The organism is Gallibacterium genomosp. 2 (genome assembly GCF_000771895.1).
Taxonomy (GTDB): Bacteria; Pseudomonadota; Gammaproteobacteria; order Enterobacterales; family Pasteurellaceae; genus Gallibacterium.
Genome location: NZ_JPXY01000008.1, coordinates 14,985 through 37,070 on the forward strand (window position 1 = coordinate 14,985; position 22,086 = coordinate 37,070).

Here is a 22,086-nt window from a genome sequence, read left to right on the forward strand (position 1 = left end):
TGTTAATAGATCATCTTTAGCAACTCTTTATTTTCTACCATCACTTATAAAAATGTCTTAATTGTACAATATATTTATATAAAAAGTACTTAATCAATAATTTCAGAATAAAGGATATTATCTGAATGAGTTTAATATTAGCTAAGAAATATTCCAAACAACAGATTAATTTATTAAAAGTAATAGAAGATGGTAGATATATAGAAATGGCTATTATTGGAGAAGAATATTCTGTAATAGATGATATCACCAAGAAAACACCTGAAGATATCATATTATTCAGGCAAGGCAATAATCTGATTATCAGTAGTAAAAATGAAAATATAGATGTAGTTATTCACCAATTTTGGCATAAAGCAGTACCTAGCAAACCTTGCTTTGCTATCTTTGATCTACCAGCAGAGGAAGAAAATCAATCCAATAAATTGATTGTTACGGAAGTAAATGAACAGTTAATTGATCTTATTAGAGATTGTACCGGTAAAAATATAGTAATAAATTTAGCTAATAATCAGCGTATTATGCTTAAAGAACACAAAATATCAGCATCTGATTTAAGTAATACCTCTCTTAGAAACAATTGCACTGAAGAGGATTTTAGAACTAAAGAGACTATAGATGCATTGCGAAAAAAAATCGAATTAATTCAAGATAATCAACGTAATCAAATTGCTCATCTACAAAATAAATTGGTTGGAAAATAATAGAACTTAAGACGATTTAATGTTTTCATCTACAATTAATGGAATACAAAGTAAAATTCAATATAGTTATTCAAAAACTTAAAAGTTTCATTCCCCTACATACTAAAAACCCCACAAGCCAAATCAGATTGTGGGGCGACGAAGATGAATAATTAGCAGAATAAATTAAACATTTTCAATTTGACCGATTAATGAACGTAAACGTTCTTGCCAACGTTGTTGTTCTTCTTTTAATTGCGCATTTTCAGCATTAAGTTGATCTTTTTCAGATTGAAGCGCTTGATTCGCTTGTTCGACATTTGCCTTTTGCTCTTTCAATTCTTCAATTTCCATTTGCAGTAGTTGAATGGTTTCAACCGCTTGTTTAATTTTGGCTTCAAGTTGATCTAAAATTTCTAAAGACATAATTATTATTCCTCATTTGTTGTCCAATACATCAGAATGGATAACATTCTATCCTAGATAGCGCCTTATTTCATCAAAAACCTTCTAAATGATTGAAAGCTCGCCGTTATTGCACAAGGCTTTATCTGTTGTGCTGTGAAGAAATTAAAAAACTTTAATAAATCATTTAAGCAAACGTTTGCTAGGTGCTAGAATGAGGCAATTTTTTGGTTAACTCAATAAGGAAAGTATATGAAAAGAGCATTGGCTATCGAATTTTCTCGTGTTACGGAAGCAGCTGCGCTTGCCGGTTTTGCTTGGTTAGGGCGTGGTGATAAAAATGCAGCTGATGCTGCCGCAGTAAAAGCAATGCGCACAATGTTGAATCAGATCGAAATGAACGGTGAGATCGTCATTGGTGAGGGTGAAATCGATGAAGCACCTATGCTCTATATCGGTGAGAAATTAGGCAAAGGCGGCAATGAAGAAGATATTGCGATCGCGGTCGATCCTATTGAGGGAACTCGTATGGTGGCAATGGGGCAGGCAAATGCTATTGCGGTGTTGGCTGCCGGTGGTAAGGAAACTTTCTTACGCGCACCGGATATGTATATGGAAAAATTGGTGGTTGGTCCTGAGGTGAAAGGAATGATTGATCTCAATCTGCCATTGGAACAAAACTTACGCCGTGTTGCCTCTAAAATGGGGAAACTACTTTCTCAACTGACTGTGGTAACACTGGATAAACCTCGTCATCAAACCGTGATTTATAAAATGCAACAGCTCGGCGTAAAAGTATTAGCGATTCCGGATGGTGATGTTGCTGCGGCGCTTCTCTGTTGTTTGCCGGATACCGGTGTGGATATGATGTATTGTATCGGTGGTGCGCCGGAAGGTGTGGTCGCTGCCGCCGGTATTCGTGCATTGGGCGGTGATATTCAAGCGCGCCTGTTAACCAGAGAGGTGGTGAAAGGCGACAGTGAGGAAAATCGTGCTTTTGCTGAAAGCGAACGCCGCCGTTGTCAGGAAATGGGAGTAGAGGTAAATAAAGTCCTCACTTTGGATCAGCTTGTTCGTGATGATAATTTGGTTTTCTCCGCCACCGGTATTACGCACGGCGATTTGTTAAAAGGTGTTCATCGTAAAGGTGATGTTGCTACCACTGAAACCTTGCTGATTCGCGGACATTCACGCACCATCCGCCGTATTCAATCCTTCCACTATTTAGATCGCAAAGATCCTGAAATTTATCGTTTGATTAATGAGTAGTTGAAATTCCCCTTGTGTAGCAAGGGGAATTTTTTATTTGAACACTTTTAAAGCAATTTCTTTAATATTCTGTTCCGACAACGTTTCTTTTTTAAAGAAATTCTTTAACCAATTTATCCGTTTTTCTAGTGTTTTTGGATAATGTTTTTTCTCTATTGTCTGTAAATGAGCTACGGCACGTTTAATATATGATATTAAAGTGTTCTCTGGAAAACTTACCTGTTCCATAATAAATTTTATCTGTTTATCCGATAAATCTTCCTCTTTTAACACGTTTTTTATCCAATTTAGACGACTTTTTTCTTTTTTCGGTATGGAACGAATTGATTTCACACTAATTTTTATAAGCTGTTGTTGGACTTTAAGGATAGCTTGTTCAATGCTGGTAGGGTATGAACGTTCCTCTGATCTTACCTTTGTAGGGTTCGGTGCTATAAGAGCACAAGGAGAAGTTAATAACGGAAGAGATAATCTATCTGAGATTACATTATTCTCTACTCTTAACGAATTTAATTCTTCAATATCATCAACACGTTTAGCAAAGGCGACTCGTTTTAAAGTTAAATAATGAGAAATAATAGAATCAAACCCTTTATCTTTGGATACAATATAAAGCTCATCGAAGTGTCGTTCTGTTGTAATCCTTGCCATTGTGTCGATAATAATAAAATCTAATGCATTTTTACCTACTCCATAACTCTCAATAATTTGACAATTCTGTCCAAAATGAATTAGCGATTTTACTAACTCTAACGGTAACATCTTCTGTTTTACCCCGACACACACCACAACAAAACTCTCTTCCGGTAACAAAATATTTATCGTTTCCGGCTGAACATTTTCATAATCAATTAATACTAACTTCATCAAAAACTCCCAAACGGATTACTCAGTGCTTAATATATTTAGTGATAGGAAAAAACATAGTTTTTACAGATTAGAAATTATAAAGCAACATTTTATATACTGCTCTATAAATTTAAATATTATTTGAACGGCATAAAAAAATACCGAACGGATTGCTCCATTCGGTATTTTTACTAGAAATTAGCAGCAGAGTTAAATTAATCTTCTACCATATTGAGCATTTCTGCCAAGTTCGCTGTCGCTTCTTCCGCAGTAATGGTTGGTTCTTCCGTTACCAATTCATTGCCGTTATTATCCGCCACAGCACGTTTTTTCGCTTTGCTTTGGTGGTAGGCAAAACCTGTTCCCGCAGGAATTAAGCGTCCAACAATCACGTTTTCTTTTAAGCCGCGCAATTCATCACGTTTACCGGCAACTGCTGCTTCAGTAAGGACACGTGTTGTTTCTTGGAACGATGCCGCAGAGATAAAGGATTCTGTTGCCAATGACGCTTTAGTGATACCAAGCAATTCACGTTGGAATTCTACTAACGGTTTACCTTCTTCCGCACGTTTACGGTTCACCACTTTCACACGAGCCACTTCAACCTGTTCTCCTTCAAGGAATTCAGAGTCGTATGGGTTTGTGATGATACATTTACGCAACATTTGGCGCACGATAACTTCGATATGTTTATCGTTAATTTTTACCCCTTGTAAGCGGTAAACATCTTGAACTTCATTAACGATATATTCAGTAACCGCACGCACACCGCGTAAGCGTAAAATATCGTGTGGTGATTCCGGACCATCAGAAATAATATCCCCACGTTGAACCATCTCACCTTCAAACACGTTAAGTTGACGCCATTTAGGAATCATCTCTTCGTGTGCTTCGCCTTCGTTCGGTGTGATAACCAAACGGCGTTTACCTTTGGTTTCTTTACCGAATGAAACTACCCCGGAAATTTCTGCAAGGATTGCCGGTTCTTTCGGTTTACGCGCTTCAAACAAGTCTGCAACACGTGGAAGACCACCGGTAATATCTTTAGTACCTGATGATTCTTGTGGAATACGTGCTAAAGAGTCCCCGATATTCACTTCGGCATTGTCATCTAATGTTACAATGGCTTTACCCGGTAGGAAGTATTGCGCTGCAACATCTGTACCCGGAATTAAGACATCATTGCCTTGAGCATCTACTAATTTCAATGCCGGACGAAGATCTTTACCAGCTGTCGCACGTTCACCGACATCTTGAACAACAATAGAAGACAAACCGGTCAATTCATCAGTTTGACGAGTTACGGTTAGACCATCAACGATATCAACAAATTTTACGAAACCTTGCGCTTCTGAAACAACCGGCATTGTGTGCGGATCCCAGTTAGCTACGGTTTCACCGGCGGTAACTTCATCACCGTTCGCTTTGCTTAACACAGAACCGTATGGCAATTTATAATGCTCTTTAGTACGTCCGAAAGTATCGATCACGGTTAATTCGGTATTACGTGAAGTAATCACCAATTTGCCTTCGTGATTAGTTACGAATTTCGCATTGGTTAAACGGATAGTACCGGTATTTTTAACCTGAATGCTTGATTCTTTCGCTGCCGCAGACGCCGCACCACCGATGTGGAAAGTACGCATTGTCAACTGTGTTCCCGGTTCACCGATAGATTGTGCCGCGATAACACCGATTGCTTCACCTTGGTTAATTAAGTGACCACGTGCAAGATCGCGTCCGTAACATTTCGCACAAACACCGAAATCAGTATCACAAGTTACAACAGAACGCACTTTAATGCTATCTACAGAGTATTTATCAATCACTTCACACCATTTTTCATCTAATAGTGTATTACGAGGGATTAATACTTGTTCTGTACCCGGTTGCAACACATCTTCTGCTGTTACACGACCCAACACCAACTCTTTCAAGCTGACTTTTTCATCACCGCCTTCGATTAATGGGGTCATCACGATACCTTCGTGAGTACCACAGTCATCTTCAACAACGACTAAATCTTGTGCCACATCAACCAAACGACGAGTCAAGTAACCTGAGTTTGCCGTTTTTAATGCGGTATCCGCCAAACCTTTACGCGCACCGTGGGTTGAAATAAAGTACTGCAATACGTTCAAACCTTCACGGAAGTTTGCTGTAATCGGGGTTTCAATGATCGAACCATCCGGACGAGCCATCAAACCACGCATACCGGCAAGCTGACGAATCTGAGCTGCAGAACCACGCGCACCGGAATCAGCCATCATAAAGATGCTGTTAAATGATGCTTGTTTTTCTAATTCACCTTGACGGTTAACCACTTCTTCTGTTGAGAGGTTTTCCATCATCGCTTTGGCTACACGTTCGTTAGCTGCCGCCCAAATATCGATCACTTTGTTGTAACGTTCGCCGGCAGTTACCAAACCTGAATTAAATTGTTCTTGAATTTCAGCAACTTCTTCTTCGGCAGAAGAGATAATTTCATATTTCTTCTCCGGAATAACCATATCATCAATACCGACTGATGAACCTGAACGTGCCGCATAAGCGAAACCGGTATACATAATTTGGTCGGCAAAGATTACACTGTCTTTCATTCCTAAACGGCGATAACTTTCGTTGATCAATTTAGAAATCTGTTTCTTACCTAATGTTTGGTTGAACAAGCTGAACGGCATCCCTTTCGGTGCAATCATCCACAAAATTGCACGACCGACAGTGGTATCTGTTAATGTGGTTTTCGCTTCAAATTCACCGTTTTCATTCTTCTCATATTCGGTAATACGCACTTTGACACGGGAATGAAGCTCTGCACGACCGGTACGATACGCTTTTTCAGCTTCACGTGGATCTTGCAACAACATTCCTTCGCCTTTACCGTTCACTTTTTCACGGGTCATATAGTAAAGACCCAATACCACGTCTTGTGACGGAACGATAATCGGATCACCGTTTGCCGGAGATAAAATGTTATTGGTAGACATCATTAACGCACGCGCTTCCAACTGTGCTTCCAACGTTAATGGTACGTGAACCGCCATTTGGTCACCATCGAAGTCCGCGTTGAACGCCGCACAAACTAATGGGTGTAATTGAATCGCTTTACCTTCAATCAAAATCGGCTCAAATGCCTGAATACCTAAACGGTGCAAAGTCGGTGCACGGTTAAGAAGGATTGGATGTTCGCGAATAACTTCTGCCAAAATATCCCAAACAATCGCATCTTCACGTTCAACCATTTTCTTCGCTGCTTTAATGGTTGATGCCAAACCACGGCTTTCTAATTTTGCATAGATAAATGGACGGAATAATTCCAATGCCATTTTTTTCGGTAAACCGCATTGATGCAAGTGTAAGTATGGCCCTACTGTAATTACAGAACGACCGGAATAGTCAACACGTTTACCCAACAAGTTCTGACGGAAACGACCTTGTTTACCTTTAATCATATCCGCTAATGATTTTAATGGGCGTTTATTTGAACCTGTGATTGCACGACCGCGACGACCGTTATCCAACAATGCATCAACAGATTCTTGCAACATACGTTTTTCATTACGCACGATGATGTCCGGCGCAATAAGATCTAATAAACGTTTTAAACGATTGTTACGGTTGATCACGCGACGATATAAATCGTTCAAATCAGATGTCGCAAAACGACCACCGTCAAGCGGAACTAATGGACGTAAATCCGGTGGCAATACCGGCAATACGGTCAACACCATCCATTCCGGTTTGTTGCCAGATTGAATAAATGCTTCCAATAATTTCAAGCGTTTAGTAATTTTTTTACGTTTGGTTTCTGAATTAGTTTCTTGTAACTCTTCGCGCAATGTTTCACATTGATGTTCAAGATCCATATCACGAAGTAAGGCTTGAATAGCTTCCGCACCCATCTTCGCTTCAAATTCATCGCCCCAACGCTCTTCCGCTTCTAAGAATTGTTCTTCTGTAAGCAACTGACCTTTTTCTAAATCGGTCATTCCTGCTTCAATAACAATATAAGATTCAAAATAAAGCACGCGTTCAATATCACGCAACGGCATATCCAATAATAAACCGATACGGGATGGCAACGATTTTAAGAACCAAATATGTGCGACAGGTGAAGCCAGTTCAATATGTCCCATACGTTCACGACGAACTTTAGCTTGAGTAACTTCAACACCACATTTTTCACAAATCACACCACGATGTTTTAAACGTTTATATTTTCCACATAAACATTCGTAGTCTTTGACCGGCCCGAAAATACGCGCACAGAATAGACCGTCACGTTCCGGTTTAAAAGTACGGTAATTGATTGTTTCCGGTTTTTTTACTTCCCCATATGACCACGAACGAATCATATCAGGTGAAGCTAAACCGATTTTGATCACATCAAAATCTTCTCTTGATTTAGATTGTGTTTTTAAAAACTTAACTAAGTCTTTCACAGATTTGCTCCCATCGGAGTTAAACTTAATTCAAGTGCGGCTTATACCGCACTTGGGCTAATTTTGAACTTGATTATTCAGCTTGTTCGTCGTCCAAATCAATATTAATTGCCAAAGAACGAATTTCTTTAAGCAATACATTAAATGATTCAGGCATACTCGGATCCATTTGGTGAGTACCGTCAACGATATTTTTATACATCTTGGTACGACCGTTCACGTCATCCGATTTAACCGTCAACATCTCTTGTAAGGTATAGGCAGCACCGTATGCTTCCAATGCCCAAACTTCCATTTCACCGAAACGTTGACCACCGAATTGTGCTTTACCACCAAGAGGTTGTTGTGTAACAAGACTATAAGAACCGGTTGAACGAGCGTGCATTTTATCGTCAACTAAGTGGTTCAATTTGAGCATATACATATAACCTACAGTTACCGGACGCTCAAATTTCTCACCGGTACGACCGTCATAAAGTGTAATCTGTCCGGAAGTTGGTAAACCTGCTAATTCCAACAAGCCTTTAATCTCTTTCTCTTCCGCACCATCAAACACCGGTGTTGCAAGAGGTAAGCCTTTACGCAAGTTTTGCGCCAAACGCATCACTTCTTCATCAGTAAAGGTGCTGAGATCCACTTTTTGACAAGCATCGCCTAAGTCATACGCTTTTTGGATATATTCACGTAATTTGGCAACTTCCTGTTTCTCTTTGATCATACGGTTAATCTGATCACCGATACCTTTTGCCGCAAAGCCTAAGTGAGTTTCCAGGATCTGACCGATATTCATACGAGATGGTACCCCTAATGGGTTCAACACGATATCCACTGGTTGTCCGTTTTCATCATATGGCATATCTTCAATCGGATTAATCTTAGAGATAACCCCTTTGTTACCGTGGCGACCTGCCATTTTATCTCCCGGCTGAATTTGACGTTTCACCGCAAGATATACTTTAACGACTTTCAACACACCCGGTGCAAGATCATCACCTTGGATAATCTTATTACGTTTAACCTCTAATTTATGATCAAATTCTTTGCGTAACTCATCCAATTGTTCGGAAAGCTGTTCCAACTGAGCTTGTTTCTCTTCATCTGCAAGAGATTGTTCAAGCCATTTCATACGATCCATCTGTTCAAGCTTATCGGCACTAAATCCGTTCGCCAACAATAAATTACGCACGCGAGTAAATAAACCGGCTTCAAGAATATCCAATTCCGCAGTTAAATCTTTCTTCGCTTGTTTTAACTGCATTTCTTCGATTTCTAACGCACGTTTATCTTTATCTACACCGTCGCGTGTAAACACTTGAACATCGATAACAGTACCTGTGGTGCTGTTCGGTACACGTAATGAAGAATCTTTTACATCAGACGCTTTTTCACCGAAGATAGCACGTAATAATTTTTCTTCAGGCGTAAGTTGTGTTTCACCTTTTGGTGTCACTTTACCTACAAGAATATCGCCGCCTTTTACTTCCGCACCGATATAAACGATACCGGATTCATCCAGTTTGCTTAATGCCGCTTCGCCGACATTCGGAATATCCGCAGTGATTTCTTCCGCACCTAATTTCGTATCACGAGCAATACAGGAAAGTTCCTGAATATGGATAGTGGTGAAACGATCTTCCTGAACCACACGTTCGGAAACTAACATTGAGTCTTCGAAGTTATAACCGTTCCAAGGCATAAACGCCACGCGCATATTCTGACCTAATGCCAATTCACCTAAGTCAGTTGACGGACCGTCTGCCAACACTTCGCCACGTCCGATAGGTTCCCCTAAAGAAACACAAGGCACTTGGTTAATACAGGTATTTTGGTTTGAACGGGTGTATTTAGTTAAATTATAAATATCAATACCAGCTTCACCCGGAATGGTTTCATCTTCATTCACTTTAACCACGATACGAGAAGCATCAATGTATTGAATATAACCACCACGTTTAGCAACCACTGTTACCCCGGAATCCACCGCAACTGCTTTTTCAATACCGGTTCCGACTAATGGTTTATCGGATCTTAATGTAGGCACTGCTTGACGTTGCATGTTCGCTCCCATCAAAGCACGGTTCGCATCATCGTGCTCTAGGAACGGGATCAACGCTGCCGCAACAGATACGATCTGTTGGGTTGAAATATCCATATATTGGATCTCTTCCGGACGATATAAACCGGATTCACCGTGCTCACCACGTGCAGTAACGAAAGTGTCGGTAAAGCGGAAATTTTCATCCAAATTAGAGTTTGCCTGCGCAATAACATAATTACCTTCTTCAATTGCAGACAAATATTCAATTTCTTCAGTTACCTGACCGTTAACCACTTTACGATATGGTGTTTCTAAGAAACCGTAATCATTGGTACGCGCATAAACGGATAATGAGTTAATCAAACCGATATTCGGACCTTCAGGGGTTTCGATCGGACAAACACGACCATAGTGAGTTGCGTGAACGTCACGCACTTCAAAGCCGGCACGTTCACGGGTTAAACCACCCGGACCTAATGCAGAAATACGGCGTTTATGAGTAACTTCTGAAAGCGGGTTGTTTTGATCCATAAACTGAGAAAGCTGTGATGAACCAAAGAATTCTTTAACCGCTGCTGAAATTGGTTTTGCATTGATTAAATCCTGCGGAGTAACAGAATCAAGATCGCCTAATGAAAGACGTTCTTTAACCGCACGTTCAACACGTACCAAACCGATACGGAATTGGTTTTCTGCCATTTCGCCCACTGAACGGATACGACGATTTCCTAAATGGTCAATATCATCCACTTCACCTCGACCGTTACGAATGTCGATTAATTTCTTCATTACAAGGATAATATCTTCTTTACTTAGGATACCTGTGCCTTCGCCTTCAGGGATATCTAAAGAACGGTTAAATTTCATACGTCCGACCGCAGAAAGATCGTAACGATCTGATGAGAAGAAGAGATTATCAAATAATCCTTCCGCCGCTTCTTTTGTAGGCGGCTCACCCGGACGCATCATACGATAAATTTCAACTAAAGCACTAAGACGATCGTAAGATGGATCTACTCTTAATGTTTCTGAAATATATGGACCATAATCAAGATCATTGGTGAATAGGGTTTCGATTGTGTTATAACCGGCTTGGCTTAAATTCGCCAATAATTCTAAACTTAATTCCGCATTTGCCGGACAAATAATATCGCCAGTGGTTAAATCTACATAATCTTTAGCGGCAACTTTGCCAACAATGTATTCCGGTGGAACAACAACCTGAGTAACACCATCTTTCTCTAATTGACGAATATGACGCGCAGTAATACGGCGACCACGTTCGACATACACTTTACCATTAGCTTCGATATCAAATGTTGCGGTTTCACCACGCAATCTGTCCGGAACTAAGGTCATTAATAATTGATTATCTTTAATTTCAAATACAATTTTTTCGAAGAATAAATTTAAAATTTCTTCGGTTGTATAACCTAATGCACGCAAAATGATTGTTGCCGGCAATTTACGGCGGCGGTCAATACGCGCAAAGAGATTATCTTTCGGATCAAATTCAAAATCTAACCACGAACCACGATAAGGAATAATTCGTGCGTTATATAAAATTTTTCCTGAAGAATGTGTTTTACCTTTGTCGCTATCAAAGAATACGCCCGGACTACGGTGTAACTGAGAAACAATAACACGCTCTGTTCCATTGATCACAAATGTACCATTATCGGTCATCAATGGAATTTCACCCATATACACATCTTGTTCTTTTATGTCTTTTACTGTGCCGGGTGCAGCATCTTTGTCATAGCTAACAAGGCGTAGTTTCACACGTAATGGCGCTGCATAAGTTGTGCCTCGAATTTGGCATTCTCTAACATCAAATACAGGCTCACCTAACTTATAATCTACATATTGCAACTCAGTATTACCATTGTTGCTCACAATTGGAAATACTGAACGGAATGCAGCCTCTAAACCTTGCTGACCTTCAGGATCTTTCTGGATAAACTTCTCGAAAGAGTCTATTTGGATAGTTAATAAATAAGGGATATTTAGAACTTGCGGACGTTTGCCGAAGTCTTTACGAATACGTTTTTTCTCGGTATAGGAGTAAACCATAGGTTCCTCTGCTTGCTGTTCAGACCCACAATCCACACACTCTCGCTGTATTATACAAGGTGGCAGTGTAAAATTGATACCGTTAGGATTGTTTTATATAAAAAACAATAACTTAAATTCCGTCATCACTGACTTCATTTTCACTACAACTATGAGCGTTAAACGGTAATTTCTCATAGTTTCTGAAAGGCACAAAATGGCTGATGATAAAATCACCAGCCATTTTTGCTAAAAATCAAATAATATCAATTATTTAATTTCAACTTTCGCACCAGCTTCTTCTAGATCTTTCTTAAGAGCTTCAGCTTCTGCTTTAGCAAGACCTTCTTTCAAGGTTGCAGGTGCAGATTCAACTAAGTCTTTAGCTTCTTTTAATCCTAAACCAGTTGCGCTACGAACTGCTTTGATTACTGCAACTTTGTTTGCACCAGCTTCTGCTAATACAACATCAAATTCAGTTTTTTCTTCTGCTGCCGCTGCGTCACCGCCTGCTGCTACTGCTACTGCTGCTGCCGCTGCAGAAACACCGAATTTTTCTTCCATTGCAGAGATAAGTTCTACAATTTCCATTACTGATTTTTCAGCAATTGCTTCAATGATTTGTTCGTTAGTTAATGACATAACAATCGTTTCCTAAAATAAGTAAAAGTTTTAAACCAATAAACCGCTAATATTAAGCAGCTTCTTTTTGATCGCGAATCGCCGCAATAGTACGTACAAGTTTTCCAGCCGCAGCTTCTTTCATTGTACCCATTAAACGTGCAATTGCTTCTTCGTATGTTGGTAGAGTTGCTAGACGATCGATAGCTTTTGCTTCGATGAACTCACCTTCAAAGGCTGCGCCTTTAATTTCGAACTTATCGTTTGCTTTAGCAAATTCTTTGAACAAACGTGCTGCAGCACCTGGATGTTCGTTAGAGAATGCGATAAGAGTCGGACCTTTAAACGTATCTTTCATGCATTCAAATGCGCTACCTTCTACGGCACGACGTAATAAAGTATTACGTACAACACGCATATACACGCCAGCTTCACGAGCTGATTTACGTAATTCAGTCATTTTGTCTACTGTTACACCGCGAGAATCGGCAACAACAGCAGATAACGCACCCTTGGCAACTTCGCTTACTTCAGCAACAACTGCTTGTTTATCTTGAAGATTTAATGCCATTGGCTTTTAGCTCCTGAAATACATCAATCTAGTTTCCTAGACATAAAAAACCCTATCTGACAACTTAACAGAAAGGGACGAATTTCGGTGCCAGAAGCAGAAAAATTCTTATCTGTACACCATCTACGTAGGATAATTAAGAAATTACTTTCCCCTACGGTCTTGGATGAGGCTTGAATAGGTCAAGCACCAACCAGAATCTTACTAAAAAGTTAAGGTCGTAGATTATAGAGATAACCTACGACAAAGTAAAGCAGATTATAAGCTGCTTTGATCGATTTCAACACCAGCACCCATAGTTGTTGAAAGGCTCACTTTCTTGATGTAAACACCTTTCGCTGTGCTTGGTTTTGCTTTGTTTAATGCAGCCAACAATGCTTGTAAGTTTTCTTTGATTTGATCAGCTTCAAAGTTTGCTTTACCGATAGTAGTGTGGATGATACCGTTTTTATCATTACGGTAACGAACCTGACCGGATTTTGCATTCTTAACAGCTTCTGCAACATTTGGAGTTACAGTACCCACTTTAGGGTTTGGCATTAAACCACGTGGACCAAGGATTTGACCTAATTGACCAACAACACGCATCGCATCCGGAGAAGCGATAACTACGTCGAAGTTCATTTCGCCTTTTTTCACTTGATCTGCTAAATCTTCCATACCTACTAAATCAGCGCCAGCTTCTTTAGCTGCTTCAGCATTTGCACCCTGTGTAAATACTGCAACACGTACAGAACGACCTGTTCCGTGTGGCAATACAGTTGCACCACGAACGTTTTGATCTGACTTACGCGCATCAATACCTAAATTTACAGCTACATCAACACTTTCAACAAATTTAGCTGTTGCCAATTGTTTTAATAAAGCAACCGCTTCGTTAATTTCGTACGCTTTAGTTGAATCTACTGCTGCTTTGATCGCTTTCATACGTTTGGTTAGTTTAGCCATTGATTAGTCCTCCACTACCAAACCCATTGAACGTGCAGTACCTTCAATAGATTTCATCTTAGTTTCAATTGTTGCACCAGTCATATCAGCCGCTTTAAGTTCTGCAATTTCACGGACTTGTTGACGAGTTACTTTACCCACTTTATCTTTGTTCGGTTTACCTGAACCAGATTTAATACCAGCTGCTTTTTTCAATAATACTGCTGCCGGAGGAGTTTTAGTGATAAAAGTAAAAGAACGGTCTGCATAAACAGTAATAACAACAGGAATCGGTAAACCTTTTTCTAAGCTTTCAGTACGCGCGTTGAATGCTTTACAGAATTCCATAATATTCACACCTTGTTGACCTAATGCTGGACCAACTGGTGGTGAAGGGTTAGCCATACCTGCTGCAACTTGCAACTTAACGTAGGCTTGAACTTTCTTTGCCATTTTAATTTCCTCGTTATGGGTGATAACGCTTTTCAGCTCCCCGTTGTTTCAAAAGCTCGCTATTCTAAATAAAGAAATAGCGTTTTTCAAGTAAATCAGTTAAAAAATTAGCTCAATTTTTCAACTTGACTAAAATCCAATTCGACAGGTGTTGCTCGACCGAAAATAGAAACGGACACTTTCAAGCGGCTCTTTTCATAGTCCACTTCTTCTACTGTTCCATTAAAGTCGGCAAATGGTCCTTCTTTAACACGCACCTCTTCTCCAGGCTGGAACATTGTTTTTGGTCTTGGTTTATCGCTGCTCTGCTCTAAACGATTTAGGATCATTTCTGCTTCACGATTGGAAATTGGTGCTGGATTATCCGGTGTTCCGCCGATAAATCCCATCACTCTAGGAACACTACGCACTAAATGCCAAGTATCATCATTCATTACCATTTGAACCAATACATAGCCCGGGAAAAATTTTCTTTCACTCTTTCTGCGTTTTCCACCCACATTTTCAACAACTTCTTCAGTTGGAACTAACACTTCACCGAACAGCTCTTCCATATTGTGCAACTTAATATATTCACGCAATACAGTTGCAACACGTGATTCAAAACCTGAAAACGCCTGCAACACATACCAACGTTTTTGTGTTGTATTTTCACTCATAATTAGAACCTCAAGTTGGTGATAAAGTTAATCAAAGAAACAATGATCGAATCTAATCCCCACAAAATTAAAGAAACGACTACTGTTACTCCCATTACGATTAACGTAGTTTGTGTTGCTTCTTGGCGAGTAGGCCAAATAATTTTTCTTAACTCAATGCGAGATTCTTTTAAAAATGTTCTTGCAATAGTTCCCTGATTAGTGATTGCCGCAACAAATAATGCCAACAACAATAGCACAACCATTGCTGGAACACGCACAACAGAAGAGAATTGATCACCAAAATAGATATTACCGACCGCTGCAATAAGAACTAATATCACACAGCCAATCCATAATGTGCTATTAAGCCCTTTGCTTTTCACTCCATCCTCTACCGAGGATGCAGATGCTTTCTTTTTCTCGATTTCTACACTCATTCTAAACCCACTAAAACCTAATAACTAACTTATAGGGAGATTTTTTAAGCTCGCAATTCTAGCATTTTATTGCCAGTTTTCATACAAAAATTATTTGTTGTTTTAATTTTTGCTCAATCACACCATAAAAGCGCATTCTATCTTTAAACCACAGGTTTTCTGCGGTAGAAGAGTTGTCCTGGCAGTGCCAAACCAAATACCAACGCTGCAAGAATAAAACCGGTTTTAATGAAATATTCCAATGCCTGTGCCAATAACGCTTCGCTATAGCTGTAATGGTGAATTTGTACAATCGCAATCATTGCTTTATAAGCATAAACACCGGGAATCATCGGAATAATAGCAGCAACAGTAAACACTTTCGGATGAGCCAAAAAACGTTGTGAAAGATAAACTCCAATAAAACCGATCAATGCTGCCGCAAAAAATGTGCTGAAAACTACTGGAACATCACAATAATTCACCAGAACAGTTCTAAAACAATGCCCCAATGCACCTAGAGTAGCACAATATTTCAAAGCCTTAGGAGGTACATTAAAAATTAAAGCAAAACCGACCGCCGGTATCGCAGCAAAAAAAAGATCATCTAGCAATGTTAATAAAATATCCATTTTACCCCCAAGCATTAATATGCAGAAACGCTAATGCAAACACGATACCAATACAAGCTCCGAATGTCAGTACTGTCGCAACTGCCCAACGACTGATTCCCATACTGACATATCCTTTTAATACATCTGAAAGTGAATTAATTAATGGAAAACCGGGAACCAATAATAATACGCTCGATGCTAAAGCAATTTCAGGAGCGTTTCCTAGATGATGAAGTAATGCTTGACCGGAAATACAGGAAGCCACAAAAGCGGTTACCGAGAAGTTAATTAACGGATTATAATGACGTTTACCAATCTCCTGTCTGACAAACATTGCCACTGCAGAAGCCCAAAAAGTAATAAAAGAGATCATTACATCACCTCCAGCCAATCTAGCAAAACTGGCACAGGACAATCCCACCATTAACACGACAAACCAGCGATTATATTTCAACGGTTTCACTTGCTCTAACTTTTTATGTACTTGATATATACCATAAATTTTATGTTCAGCCGCAATTATTATGCGCTGAACCTGTGTCACTACCGCCATATTAATTCCGCTATCATAATTTCTTCTAGTTGTGGTAATACAATGATCCTGATAACGTGTAGTGACAACAATTGCATTCGGTGTTAAAGCACATTCAACGCTATCCATTCCCAAAGCCATTCCTAATCTAGTCGCAGCCTGATCGACTAAAATACTTTCTGCGCCATACTGCAACATTAACAATGCCGCTTTAGCGCAAAGTCGCGTTATCTCTTGCTGATCTTCTTGTGATAATTTAGCCATACTTTTTACCCTATAAATTTTGAGTCGCTATTATAAAAGAAACTTTCCTTAACAACACTTAACCCAGATCAAACCTTTTTAAAGCTACATTTTTCTACTCTGAATAAATGAAAAATCAGTATACGAAGTTTTCATTAAGTACTACTATTAGCCGACGCTCAGAAATACAATAAATAAAAAATAGGAACAGTTAATTTAGATGTTAGCCAAAAATGTTGTTCGCCGTATTGAATATACTCGTGTCATTGTAATGGCATTTGCTGCTTTTGTATTCAATACCACAGAATATATTCCTGTCGCGCTCTTAAGCGATATTGCTGGCAGCTTTCATATGCCGATTTCCGAAGTAGGCTTGATGATCACTGTATATGCTTGGATTGTTGCATTAATGTCATTGCCTTGTATGTTAATGACTTCAGCATTGGAGCGACGTAGTTTACTGGTTAAGCTCTTTATTGTTTTTATTGCTTGTCATATCATATCCGCCTGTGCTTGGAACTATTGGATTTTATTATTGTCCCGAGCCGGTATCGCCCTAACTCATTCAATATTTTGGTCAATCACAGCTTCCTTAGTAATGCGTGTTGCACCACGAGATAAGCGCACTCAGGCATTAGGTTTATTGGAAATGGGTACAGCATTAGCAATGGTTCTTGGTTTACCACTGGGCAGAGTGATAGGGCAATGGTTAAGCTGGCGCACTACCTTCGCCATTATAGCCATCGCTGCGATAATCATTATGATCACTATTGCTAAATTACTTCCTCACCTGCCAAGTAAAAACGCGGGTTCAATCGAAAGTTTGCCAATATTAGCTCGCCGTCCAATGTTAATGGGTATTTATCTACTCACTGCCATTGTGATTGCCGCCCACTTCACGGCTTACAGCTACATTGAACCGTTTATGATACAAATCAGTCATATCTCTGACAATGTAGCAACAGCAGCATTATTAATTTTTGGGTTATCTGGCTTAGTCGCCAGTCTATTGTTTAACCTTTTTTATCATCTTAACCCAAATAAATTTCTACTCAGTTCGATGCTGATATTACTGCTGTCTCTCGCACTATTAAACCAAATCGGAACACATTCAACAGCGATATTTTTATTAGTATTTATATGGGGGATCGGCATCTCAGCTCTCGGTTTAGGTATGCAAATGCGTGTTCTACAACTGTCTCCCGATGCAACTGATGTAGCAACATCTATTTTTTCCGGTATCTATAATGTTGGTATTGGTGCAGGTGCGTTGATAGGCAATCAGGTAATGCACTATTTAGGACTGAGTTATATTGGTTCAATCGGTGCACTCCTAGCCATTATTGCAGTACTCTGGTTTATCTTTATACAGCTCAAATTTGCACATACGTTAGTAAAAATACCGCATAAAAATTAGCGTGTCCGAAAACGTACCTCCTATATCTTAAACACGTTGACTTTTATTCGCTTTTTAAAGTATTTAATGCTAACTTAATCGCTTTCAAATCAATCACTCGTTATTATGAAAACTATTGTCTTAAAATTCGGTACCAGCGTACTGACTCAGGGCTCATCAAAACTGAATCGACCACATATGCTTGAAATCGTACGTCAATGTGCCACGCTACATCAGCAAGGCTATCGTCTTATTATTGTCACTTCCGGTGCAGTTGCTGCCGGTCGTTATTATCTGAACAATCCGCAATTACCGGCAACAATTGCCTCTAAACAGTTATTAGCTGCCGTTGGTCAAAGCCAGCTCATTCAAACTTGGGAGCAGCTATTCCAAATTTATGATATTAAAATCGGGCAAGTTCTATTAACTCGTGCTGACTTTGAAGATCGAGAACGTTTTCTTAATGCACGCGACACACTAATGGCAATGTTAGAAAATCAGATTATCCCTGTAATCAATGAAAATGATGCCGTGGCAACAGCAGAAATTAAAGTCGGTGATAATGACAATCTCTCAGCATTAACTGCAATTTTAGCACACGCTGATCAGCTCTATTTATTAACCGACCAACAAGGTTTATTCAATTGCGACCCACGCAATAACCCAAATGCAAAACTGATTCCTGTTGTAGAGAAAATTACTGAAGATACCAAAGCAATTGCCGGCGGAAGCGTGTCCGGCTTAGGCACCGGAGGAATGTCTACAAAAATTACCGCTGCCGATATTGCTACTCGTTCCGGTATCGAAACCATTATCGCACCTGGCGGACGTAAGAATGTGATTATTGATTTAGCCCATAATTTAGAAATCGGCACAAAATTTACAGTAGCGTCACATGGTGTCGAAAGCCGTAAACAGTGGTTATTTGCCGCACCGATTACCGGTTATATAACGGTCGATAATGGTGCAGAGCAGGCATTGACGATACAACATAAATCATTACTACCGGCTGGGATTCGTATTGTTGAAGGTACTTTTTCTCGCGGAGAAGTGGTACTGTTACAAAACCAGCAGGGTAAAGCTTTAGCCAGAGCAATGGTGCGCTATAACAGCGATGCACTGCAACGTATTAAAGGGCAACAATCAAGCAAAATTAACGATATTCTAGGTTATGAATATGGATCGGTAGTAGTGCATTGTGACGATCTCGTTTTATTATAAGGAATGGAAATGATAGATTTACAACAAATAGGGCAACAAGCCAAACAGGCTTCTTATCAGCTTGCAACGCTCTCTCATCAACAAAAAAACAGTGCTTTGGCAAAAATTGCCGAACAATTAAAAGATCGTCAGAGTGATATTCTTGCCGCCAATGCTAAAGATATTGAAAATGCGCGCCAACAAGGGCTTAGCGAAGCATTAATCGATCGACTACTCCTTACAGAAAGTCGCTTGGACAATATTATTCATGAAGTAAAACATATTATTTCTCTCACTGATCCAATTGGAAATATTATTGACGGTGCTGAGTTGGATAGTGGTATTCACATTCAGCGTAAACGTGTGCCGATAGGCGTTATCGGTGTAATTTATGAGGCCAGACCAAATGTTACCGTAGATGTTGCCTGCTTATGCTTAAAAACTGGAAATGCTGTTATTTTGCGTGGCGGTAAAGAAACTACTCACAGCAATAAGATTTTAGTTGAGATCATTCAACAGGCATTGATTCAAGCTCAACTACCAGCAACTACAGTACAAGTAATTACTAATCCGGATCGAAACTTAATCACACAATTATTAAAACTTGATCGTTATATCGATATGATTATTCCTCGTGGTGGTGCTGGTTTACACAAACTATGCAAAGAACAATCCACTATTCCTGTAATAGTCGGCGGTATTGGCGTTTGCCATCTTTTTGTTGAAGAAAGCGCTAATCTTGAAAAAGCATTAGCAGTTATTCATAACGCTAAAACGCAACGCCCTAGCACCTGTAATACGTTAGAAACTTTATTGGTTCAAGAAAGTATTGCTGAAACTTTCTTACCTAAACTTGCTGCTTATGCTAAAACGCCGAACATCAACTTCCACGCTGATGCGACAGCTAAAGCAATTCTGCAACAACATTGTGATCGCGTACATACTTTGCAAGAAAACTCTCTCTCTGAAGAGTGGTTATCTTACGATTTGAATGTAGTGATCGTGAAAGATATTAATCAAGCAATCGCTCATATCCGCCGCTATGGAAGTCAACACTCTGACGGCATTTTAAGTCAAAATCCACAACGATTAATGCAATTCGTCCAACAGGTTGACTCAGCTGCTGTTTATCTCAATGCAAGTACACGCTTCACTGACGGAGGCGAGTTCGGCTTAGGTGCAGAAGTTGCGGTCAGCACTCAAAAACTGCACGCTCGAGGCCCGATGGGATTGGAAGCACTCACCACCTACAAATGGATCTGCCAAGGCGATTACGCCACCAGAGCTTAACATCCCCCGCCTTAAAGGGCGGGGATTTATAGATTATTCTGATAAATAGAAAAAATGTTACATAGTAATTTATTCATAAAAAAACCACCCTATTTATCTCTATGTTCAAAACAAAATAAGGTGGTTTTTATCAAAATATTTTTTAACTAAGAGCGTTTCATCGCTTCAAAAAATTCTTCATTGGTTTTAGTCATTGATAATTTATCAATTAAGAATTCCATCGCTTCAATTTCACCCATAGGATGCACAATTTTGCGTAAAATCCACATTTTTTGTAATTCATCTGGAGTAGTAAGCAACTCTTCTTTACGTGTACCAGAACTATTGAAATCAATTGCTGGGAAGACGCGTTTTTCTGCAATTTTACGAGAAAGATGAAGCTCCATATTACCCGTGCCTTTAAACTCCTCGTAAATCACTTCATCCATCTTAGAACCGGTATCGACCAATGCGGTAGCAATAATTGTTAAACTACCACCTTCTTCAACATTACGCGCAGCACCAAAGAAACGTTTAGGGCGATGCAAGGCATTTGCATCCACCCCGCCAGACAATACTTTGCCCGAAGCCGGTGTTACCGTGTTGTAAGCACGCGCCAAACGTGTTATGGAATCTAACAAAATTACCACATCTTTTTTATGCTCAACCAAACGTTTTGCTTTTTCAATCACCATTTCAGCCACTTGAACGTGGCGTGCTGCTGGTTCATCAAAAGTAGAAGCTACCACTTCACCCTTCACTAAACGTTGCATTTCAGTCACTTCTTCTGGACGTTCGTCAATCAACAACACCATTAAAATACATTCCGGATAGTTATAAGTGATGCTTTGTGCAATGTTTTGCAAAAACATTGTTTTACCTGCTTTTGGTGGTGCAACGATTAACGCACGTTGACCTTTACCAATTGGTGCTGCCAAATCAAGAATACGTGCGGTTAAATCTTCGGTTGAACCATTACCGCGTTCCATTCTTAAACGGTAATTAGCGTGAAGCGGAGTTAAATTTTCAAATAGGATTTTATTACGAGAAATTTCAGGACGGTCGTCATTGACTTGATTCACTTTCAATAAAGCAAAATAACGTTCACCTTCTTTGGGCGGTCTGATTTTACCCTCAATCATATCCCCAGTACGTAAATTAAAACGGCGAATCTGACTCGGCGAAACATAAATATCATCTGGTCCAGCCAAATAAGAACTATCTGCGGAACGCAAAAAACCGAAACCGTCTGGCAAAATTTCCAAAACACCATCTCCAAAGATGTCTTCTCCGCTCTTTGAATGCTGCTTTAAAATAGCAAAAATAATGTCCTGTTTTCTTAGACGTGCTAAATTTTCTAGCCCCATTTGTTCTTCGCCTAATTTAACTAGCTCAGAAACGGGCATATTTTTTAATTCTGTTAAATTCATAATGACTGAAATGTTGTTAGATTAGATTAAAAAAC

The 22,086-nt window shown here is 39.6% G+C and carries 18 protein-coding genes; 5 read left to right on the top strand and 13 right to left on the bottom strand.

Annotation, left to right across the window (positions count from 1 at the left end; translation table 11 throughout):
• The first annotated feature begins 125 nt into the window (after window positions 1–125).
• Window positions 126–704 (top strand): hypothetical protein, encoded by a 579-nt coding sequence (locus P375_RS11950; RefSeq protein ID WP_052121773.1) that lies wholly within the window; start codon window positions 126–128, stop codon window positions 702–704.
• A gap of 165 nt (window positions 705–869) precedes the next feature.
• On the opposite strand, the gene zapB is transcribed toward P375_RS11950, so the two are convergent.
• Window positions 870–1,109, bottom strand: a complete 240-nt coding sequence (gene zapB, locus P375_RS01780) for a cell division protein ZapB (protein ID WP_013746170.1) — start codon at window positions 1,107–1,109, stop codon at window positions 870–872.
• Window positions 1,110–1,340: 231 nt separating this feature from the next.
• Between zapB and glpX the strand changes: the two genes are divergently transcribed.
• Window positions 1,341–2,357: a class II fructose-bisphosphatase gene (gene glpX, locus P375_RS01785; protein WP_013746169.1), complete on the top strand. Its 1,017-nt coding sequence runs from the start codon at window positions 1,341–1,343 to the stop codon at window positions 2,355–2,357.
• Between the two features lie 33 nt (window positions 2,358–2,390).
• On the opposite strand, the gene P375_RS01790 is transcribed toward glpX, so the two are convergent.
• From P375_RS01790 to P375_RS01840, 11 genes are all read right to left on the bottom strand, one after another.
• The gene (locus P375_RS01790) at window positions 2,391–3,224 is read right to left on the bottom strand and encodes a PIN domain-containing protein (protein ID WP_039133686.1); all 834 of its coding nucleotides are present in this window, start codon (window positions 3,222–3,224) and stop codon (window positions 2,391–2,393) included.
• Window positions 3,225–3,421: 197 nt separating this feature from the next.
• Complete coding sequence (rpoC, locus tag P375_RS01795) at window positions 3,422–7,648, bottom strand: DNA-directed RNA polymerase subunit beta' (RefSeq protein ID WP_039133688.1); 4,227 nt, start codon at window positions 7,646–7,648, stop codon at window positions 3,422–3,424.
• A 73-nt stretch (window positions 7,649–7,721) separates the two neighbouring features.
• Window positions 7,722–11,759 (bottom strand): DNA-directed RNA polymerase subunit beta, encoded by a 4,038-nt coding sequence (gene rpoB, locus P375_RS01800; RefSeq protein WP_039133691.1) that lies wholly within the window; start codon window positions 11,757–11,759, stop codon window positions 7,722–7,724.
• 249 nt (window positions 11,760–12,008) lie between these two features.
• Window positions 12,009–12,380, bottom strand: coding sequence for a 50S ribosomal protein L7/L12 (gene rplL, locus P375_RS01805; protein WP_013746165.1), 372 nt, complete (start codon window positions 12,378–12,380; stop codon window positions 12,009–12,011).
• Between the two features lie 52 nt (window positions 12,381–12,432).
• On the bottom strand, window positions 12,433–12,930 hold the full coding sequence (rplJ, locus tag P375_RS01810) for a 50S ribosomal protein L10 (protein WP_013746164.1): 498 nt from the start codon (window positions 12,928–12,930) through the stop codon (window positions 12,433–12,435).
• A 258-nt stretch (window positions 12,931–13,188) separates the two neighbouring features.
• A complete protein-coding gene (gene rplA / locus P375_RS01815; protein ID WP_018346336.1) occupies window positions 13,189–13,878 on the bottom strand; it encodes a 50S ribosomal protein L1 in 690 nt (229 codons plus the stop codon).
• 3 nt (window positions 13,879–13,881) lie between these two features.
• Window positions 13,882–14,310, bottom strand: coding sequence for a 50S ribosomal protein L11 (rplK, locus tag P375_RS01820; RefSeq protein ID WP_039133696.1), 429 nt, complete (start codon window positions 14,308–14,310; stop codon window positions 13,882–13,884).
• Window positions 14,311–14,417: 107 nt separating this feature from the next.
• A complete protein-coding gene (nusG, locus tag P375_RS01825) occupies window positions 14,418–14,969 on the bottom strand; it encodes a transcription termination/antitermination protein NusG (protein WP_039133699.1) in 552 nt (183 codons plus the stop codon).
• 2 nt (window positions 14,970–14,971) lie between these two features.
• Window positions 14,972–15,388, bottom strand: coding sequence for a preprotein translocase subunit SecE (gene secE / locus P375_RS01830; protein WP_039133702.1), 417 nt, complete (start codon window positions 15,386–15,388; stop codon window positions 14,972–14,974).
• 143 nt (window positions 15,389–15,531) lie between these two features.
• Window positions 15,532–15,999, bottom strand: a complete 468-nt coding sequence (locus P375_RS01835; RefSeq protein WP_039133705.1) for a threonine/serine exporter family protein — start codon at window positions 15,997–15,999, stop codon at window positions 15,532–15,534.
• Window position 16,000: 1 nt separating this feature from the next.
• Window positions 16,001–16,777 carry a threonine/serine ThrE exporter family protein gene (locus P375_RS01840; protein ID WP_039133707.1) on the bottom strand — a complete coding sequence of 259 codons (777 nt, stop codon included), beginning with the start codon at window positions 16,775–16,777 and terminating at the stop codon, window positions 16,001–16,003.
• Between the two features lie 199 nt (window positions 16,778–16,976).
• Between P375_RS01840 and P375_RS01845 the strand changes: the two genes are divergently transcribed.
• The 3 genes from P375_RS01845 (at window position 16,977) to proA (ending at window position 20,642) form a co-directional block, all read left to right on the top strand.
• A complete protein-coding gene (locus P375_RS01845; RefSeq protein ID WP_039133710.1) occupies window positions 16,977–18,173 on the top strand; it encodes a sugar transporter in 1,197 nt (398 codons plus the stop codon).
• Window positions 18,174–18,278: 105 nt separating this feature from the next.
• Entirely contained in the window at window positions 18,279–19,373 is a 1,095-nt protein-coding gene (proB, locus tag P375_RS01850) for a glutamate 5-kinase (RefSeq protein WP_039133713.1), read from the top strand.
• A 9-nt stretch (window positions 19,374–19,382) separates the two neighbouring features.
• Window positions 19,383–20,642, top strand: coding sequence for a glutamate-5-semialdehyde dehydrogenase (gene proA / locus P375_RS01855; RefSeq protein ID WP_039133716.1), 1,260 nt, complete (start codon window positions 19,383–19,385; stop codon window positions 20,640–20,642).
• A 146-nt stretch (window positions 20,643–20,788) separates the two neighbouring features.
• Here proA and rho read toward each other — a convergent pair whose 3' ends face one another.
• Window positions 20,789–22,051, bottom strand: a complete 1,263-nt coding sequence (gene rho / locus P375_RS01860) for a transcription termination factor Rho (protein ID WP_013746151.1) — start codon at window positions 22,049–22,051, stop codon at window positions 20,789–20,791.
• Window positions 22,052–22,086 lie beyond the last annotated feature (35 nt).

Excerpts from the sequence above, each read along its gene's own strand:
- P375_RS11950 (WP_052121773.1), top strand. The coding sequence starts at position 126 with ATGAGTTTAATATTAGCTAAGAAATATTCCAAACAACAGATTAATTTA.
- zapB (WP_013746170.1), bottom strand. The coding sequence starts at position 1,109 with ATGTCTTTAGAAATTTTAGATCAACTTGAAGCCAAAATTAAACAAGCG.
- glpX (WP_013746169.1), top strand. The coding sequence starts at position 1,341 with ATGAAAAGAGCATTGGCTATCGAATTTTCTCGTGTTACGGAAGCAGCT.
- P375_RS01790 (WP_039133686.1), bottom strand. The coding sequence starts at position 3,224 with ATGAAGTTAGTATTAATTGATTATGAAAATGTTCAGCCGGAAACGATA.
- rpoB (WP_039133691.1), bottom strand. The coding sequence starts at position 11,759 with ATGGTTTACTCCTATACCGAGAAAAAACGTATTCGTAAAGACTTCGGC.
- rplL (WP_013746165.1), bottom strand. The coding sequence starts at position 12,380 with ATGTCATTAACTAACGAACAAATCATTGAAGCAATTGCTGAAAAATCA.
- rplJ (WP_013746164.1), bottom strand. The coding sequence starts at position 12,930 with ATGGCATTAAATCTTCAAGATAAACAAGCAGTTGTTGCTGAAGTAAGC.
- rplA (WP_018346336.1), bottom strand. The coding sequence starts at position 13,878 with ATGGCTAAACTAACCAAACGTATGAAAGCGATCAAAGCAGCAGTAGAT.
- rplK (WP_039133696.1), bottom strand. The coding sequence starts at position 14,310 with ATGGCAAAGAAAGTTCAAGCCTACGTTAAGTTGCAAGTTGCAGCAGGT.
- nusG (WP_039133699.1), bottom strand. The coding sequence starts at position 14,969 with ATGAGTGAAAATACAACACAAAAACGTTGGTATGTGTTGCAGGCGTTT.
- secE (WP_039133702.1), bottom strand. The coding sequence starts at position 15,388 with ATGAGTGTAGAAATCGAGAAAAAGAAAGCATCTGCATCCTCGGTAGAG.
- P375_RS01835 (WP_039133705.1), bottom strand. The coding sequence starts at position 15,999 with ATGGATATTTTATTAACATTGCTAGATGATCTTTTTTTTGCTGCGATA.
- P375_RS01840 (WP_039133707.1), bottom strand. The coding sequence starts at position 16,777 with ATGGCTAAATTATCACAAGAAGATCAGCAAGAGATAACGCGACTTTGC.
- P375_RS01845 (WP_039133710.1), top strand. The coding sequence starts at position 16,977 with ATGTTAGCCAAAAATGTTGTTCGCCGTATTGAATATACTCGTGTCATT.
- proB (WP_039133713.1), top strand. The coding sequence starts at position 18,279 with ATGAAAACTATTGTCTTAAAATTCGGTACCAGCGTACTGACTCAGGGC.
- proA (WP_039133716.1), top strand. The coding sequence starts at position 19,383 with ATGATAGATTTACAACAAATAGGGCAACAAGCCAAACAGGCTTCTTAT.
- rho (WP_013746151.1), bottom strand. The coding sequence starts at position 22,051 with ATGAATTTAACAGAATTAAAAAATATGCCCGTTTCTGAGCTAGTTAAA.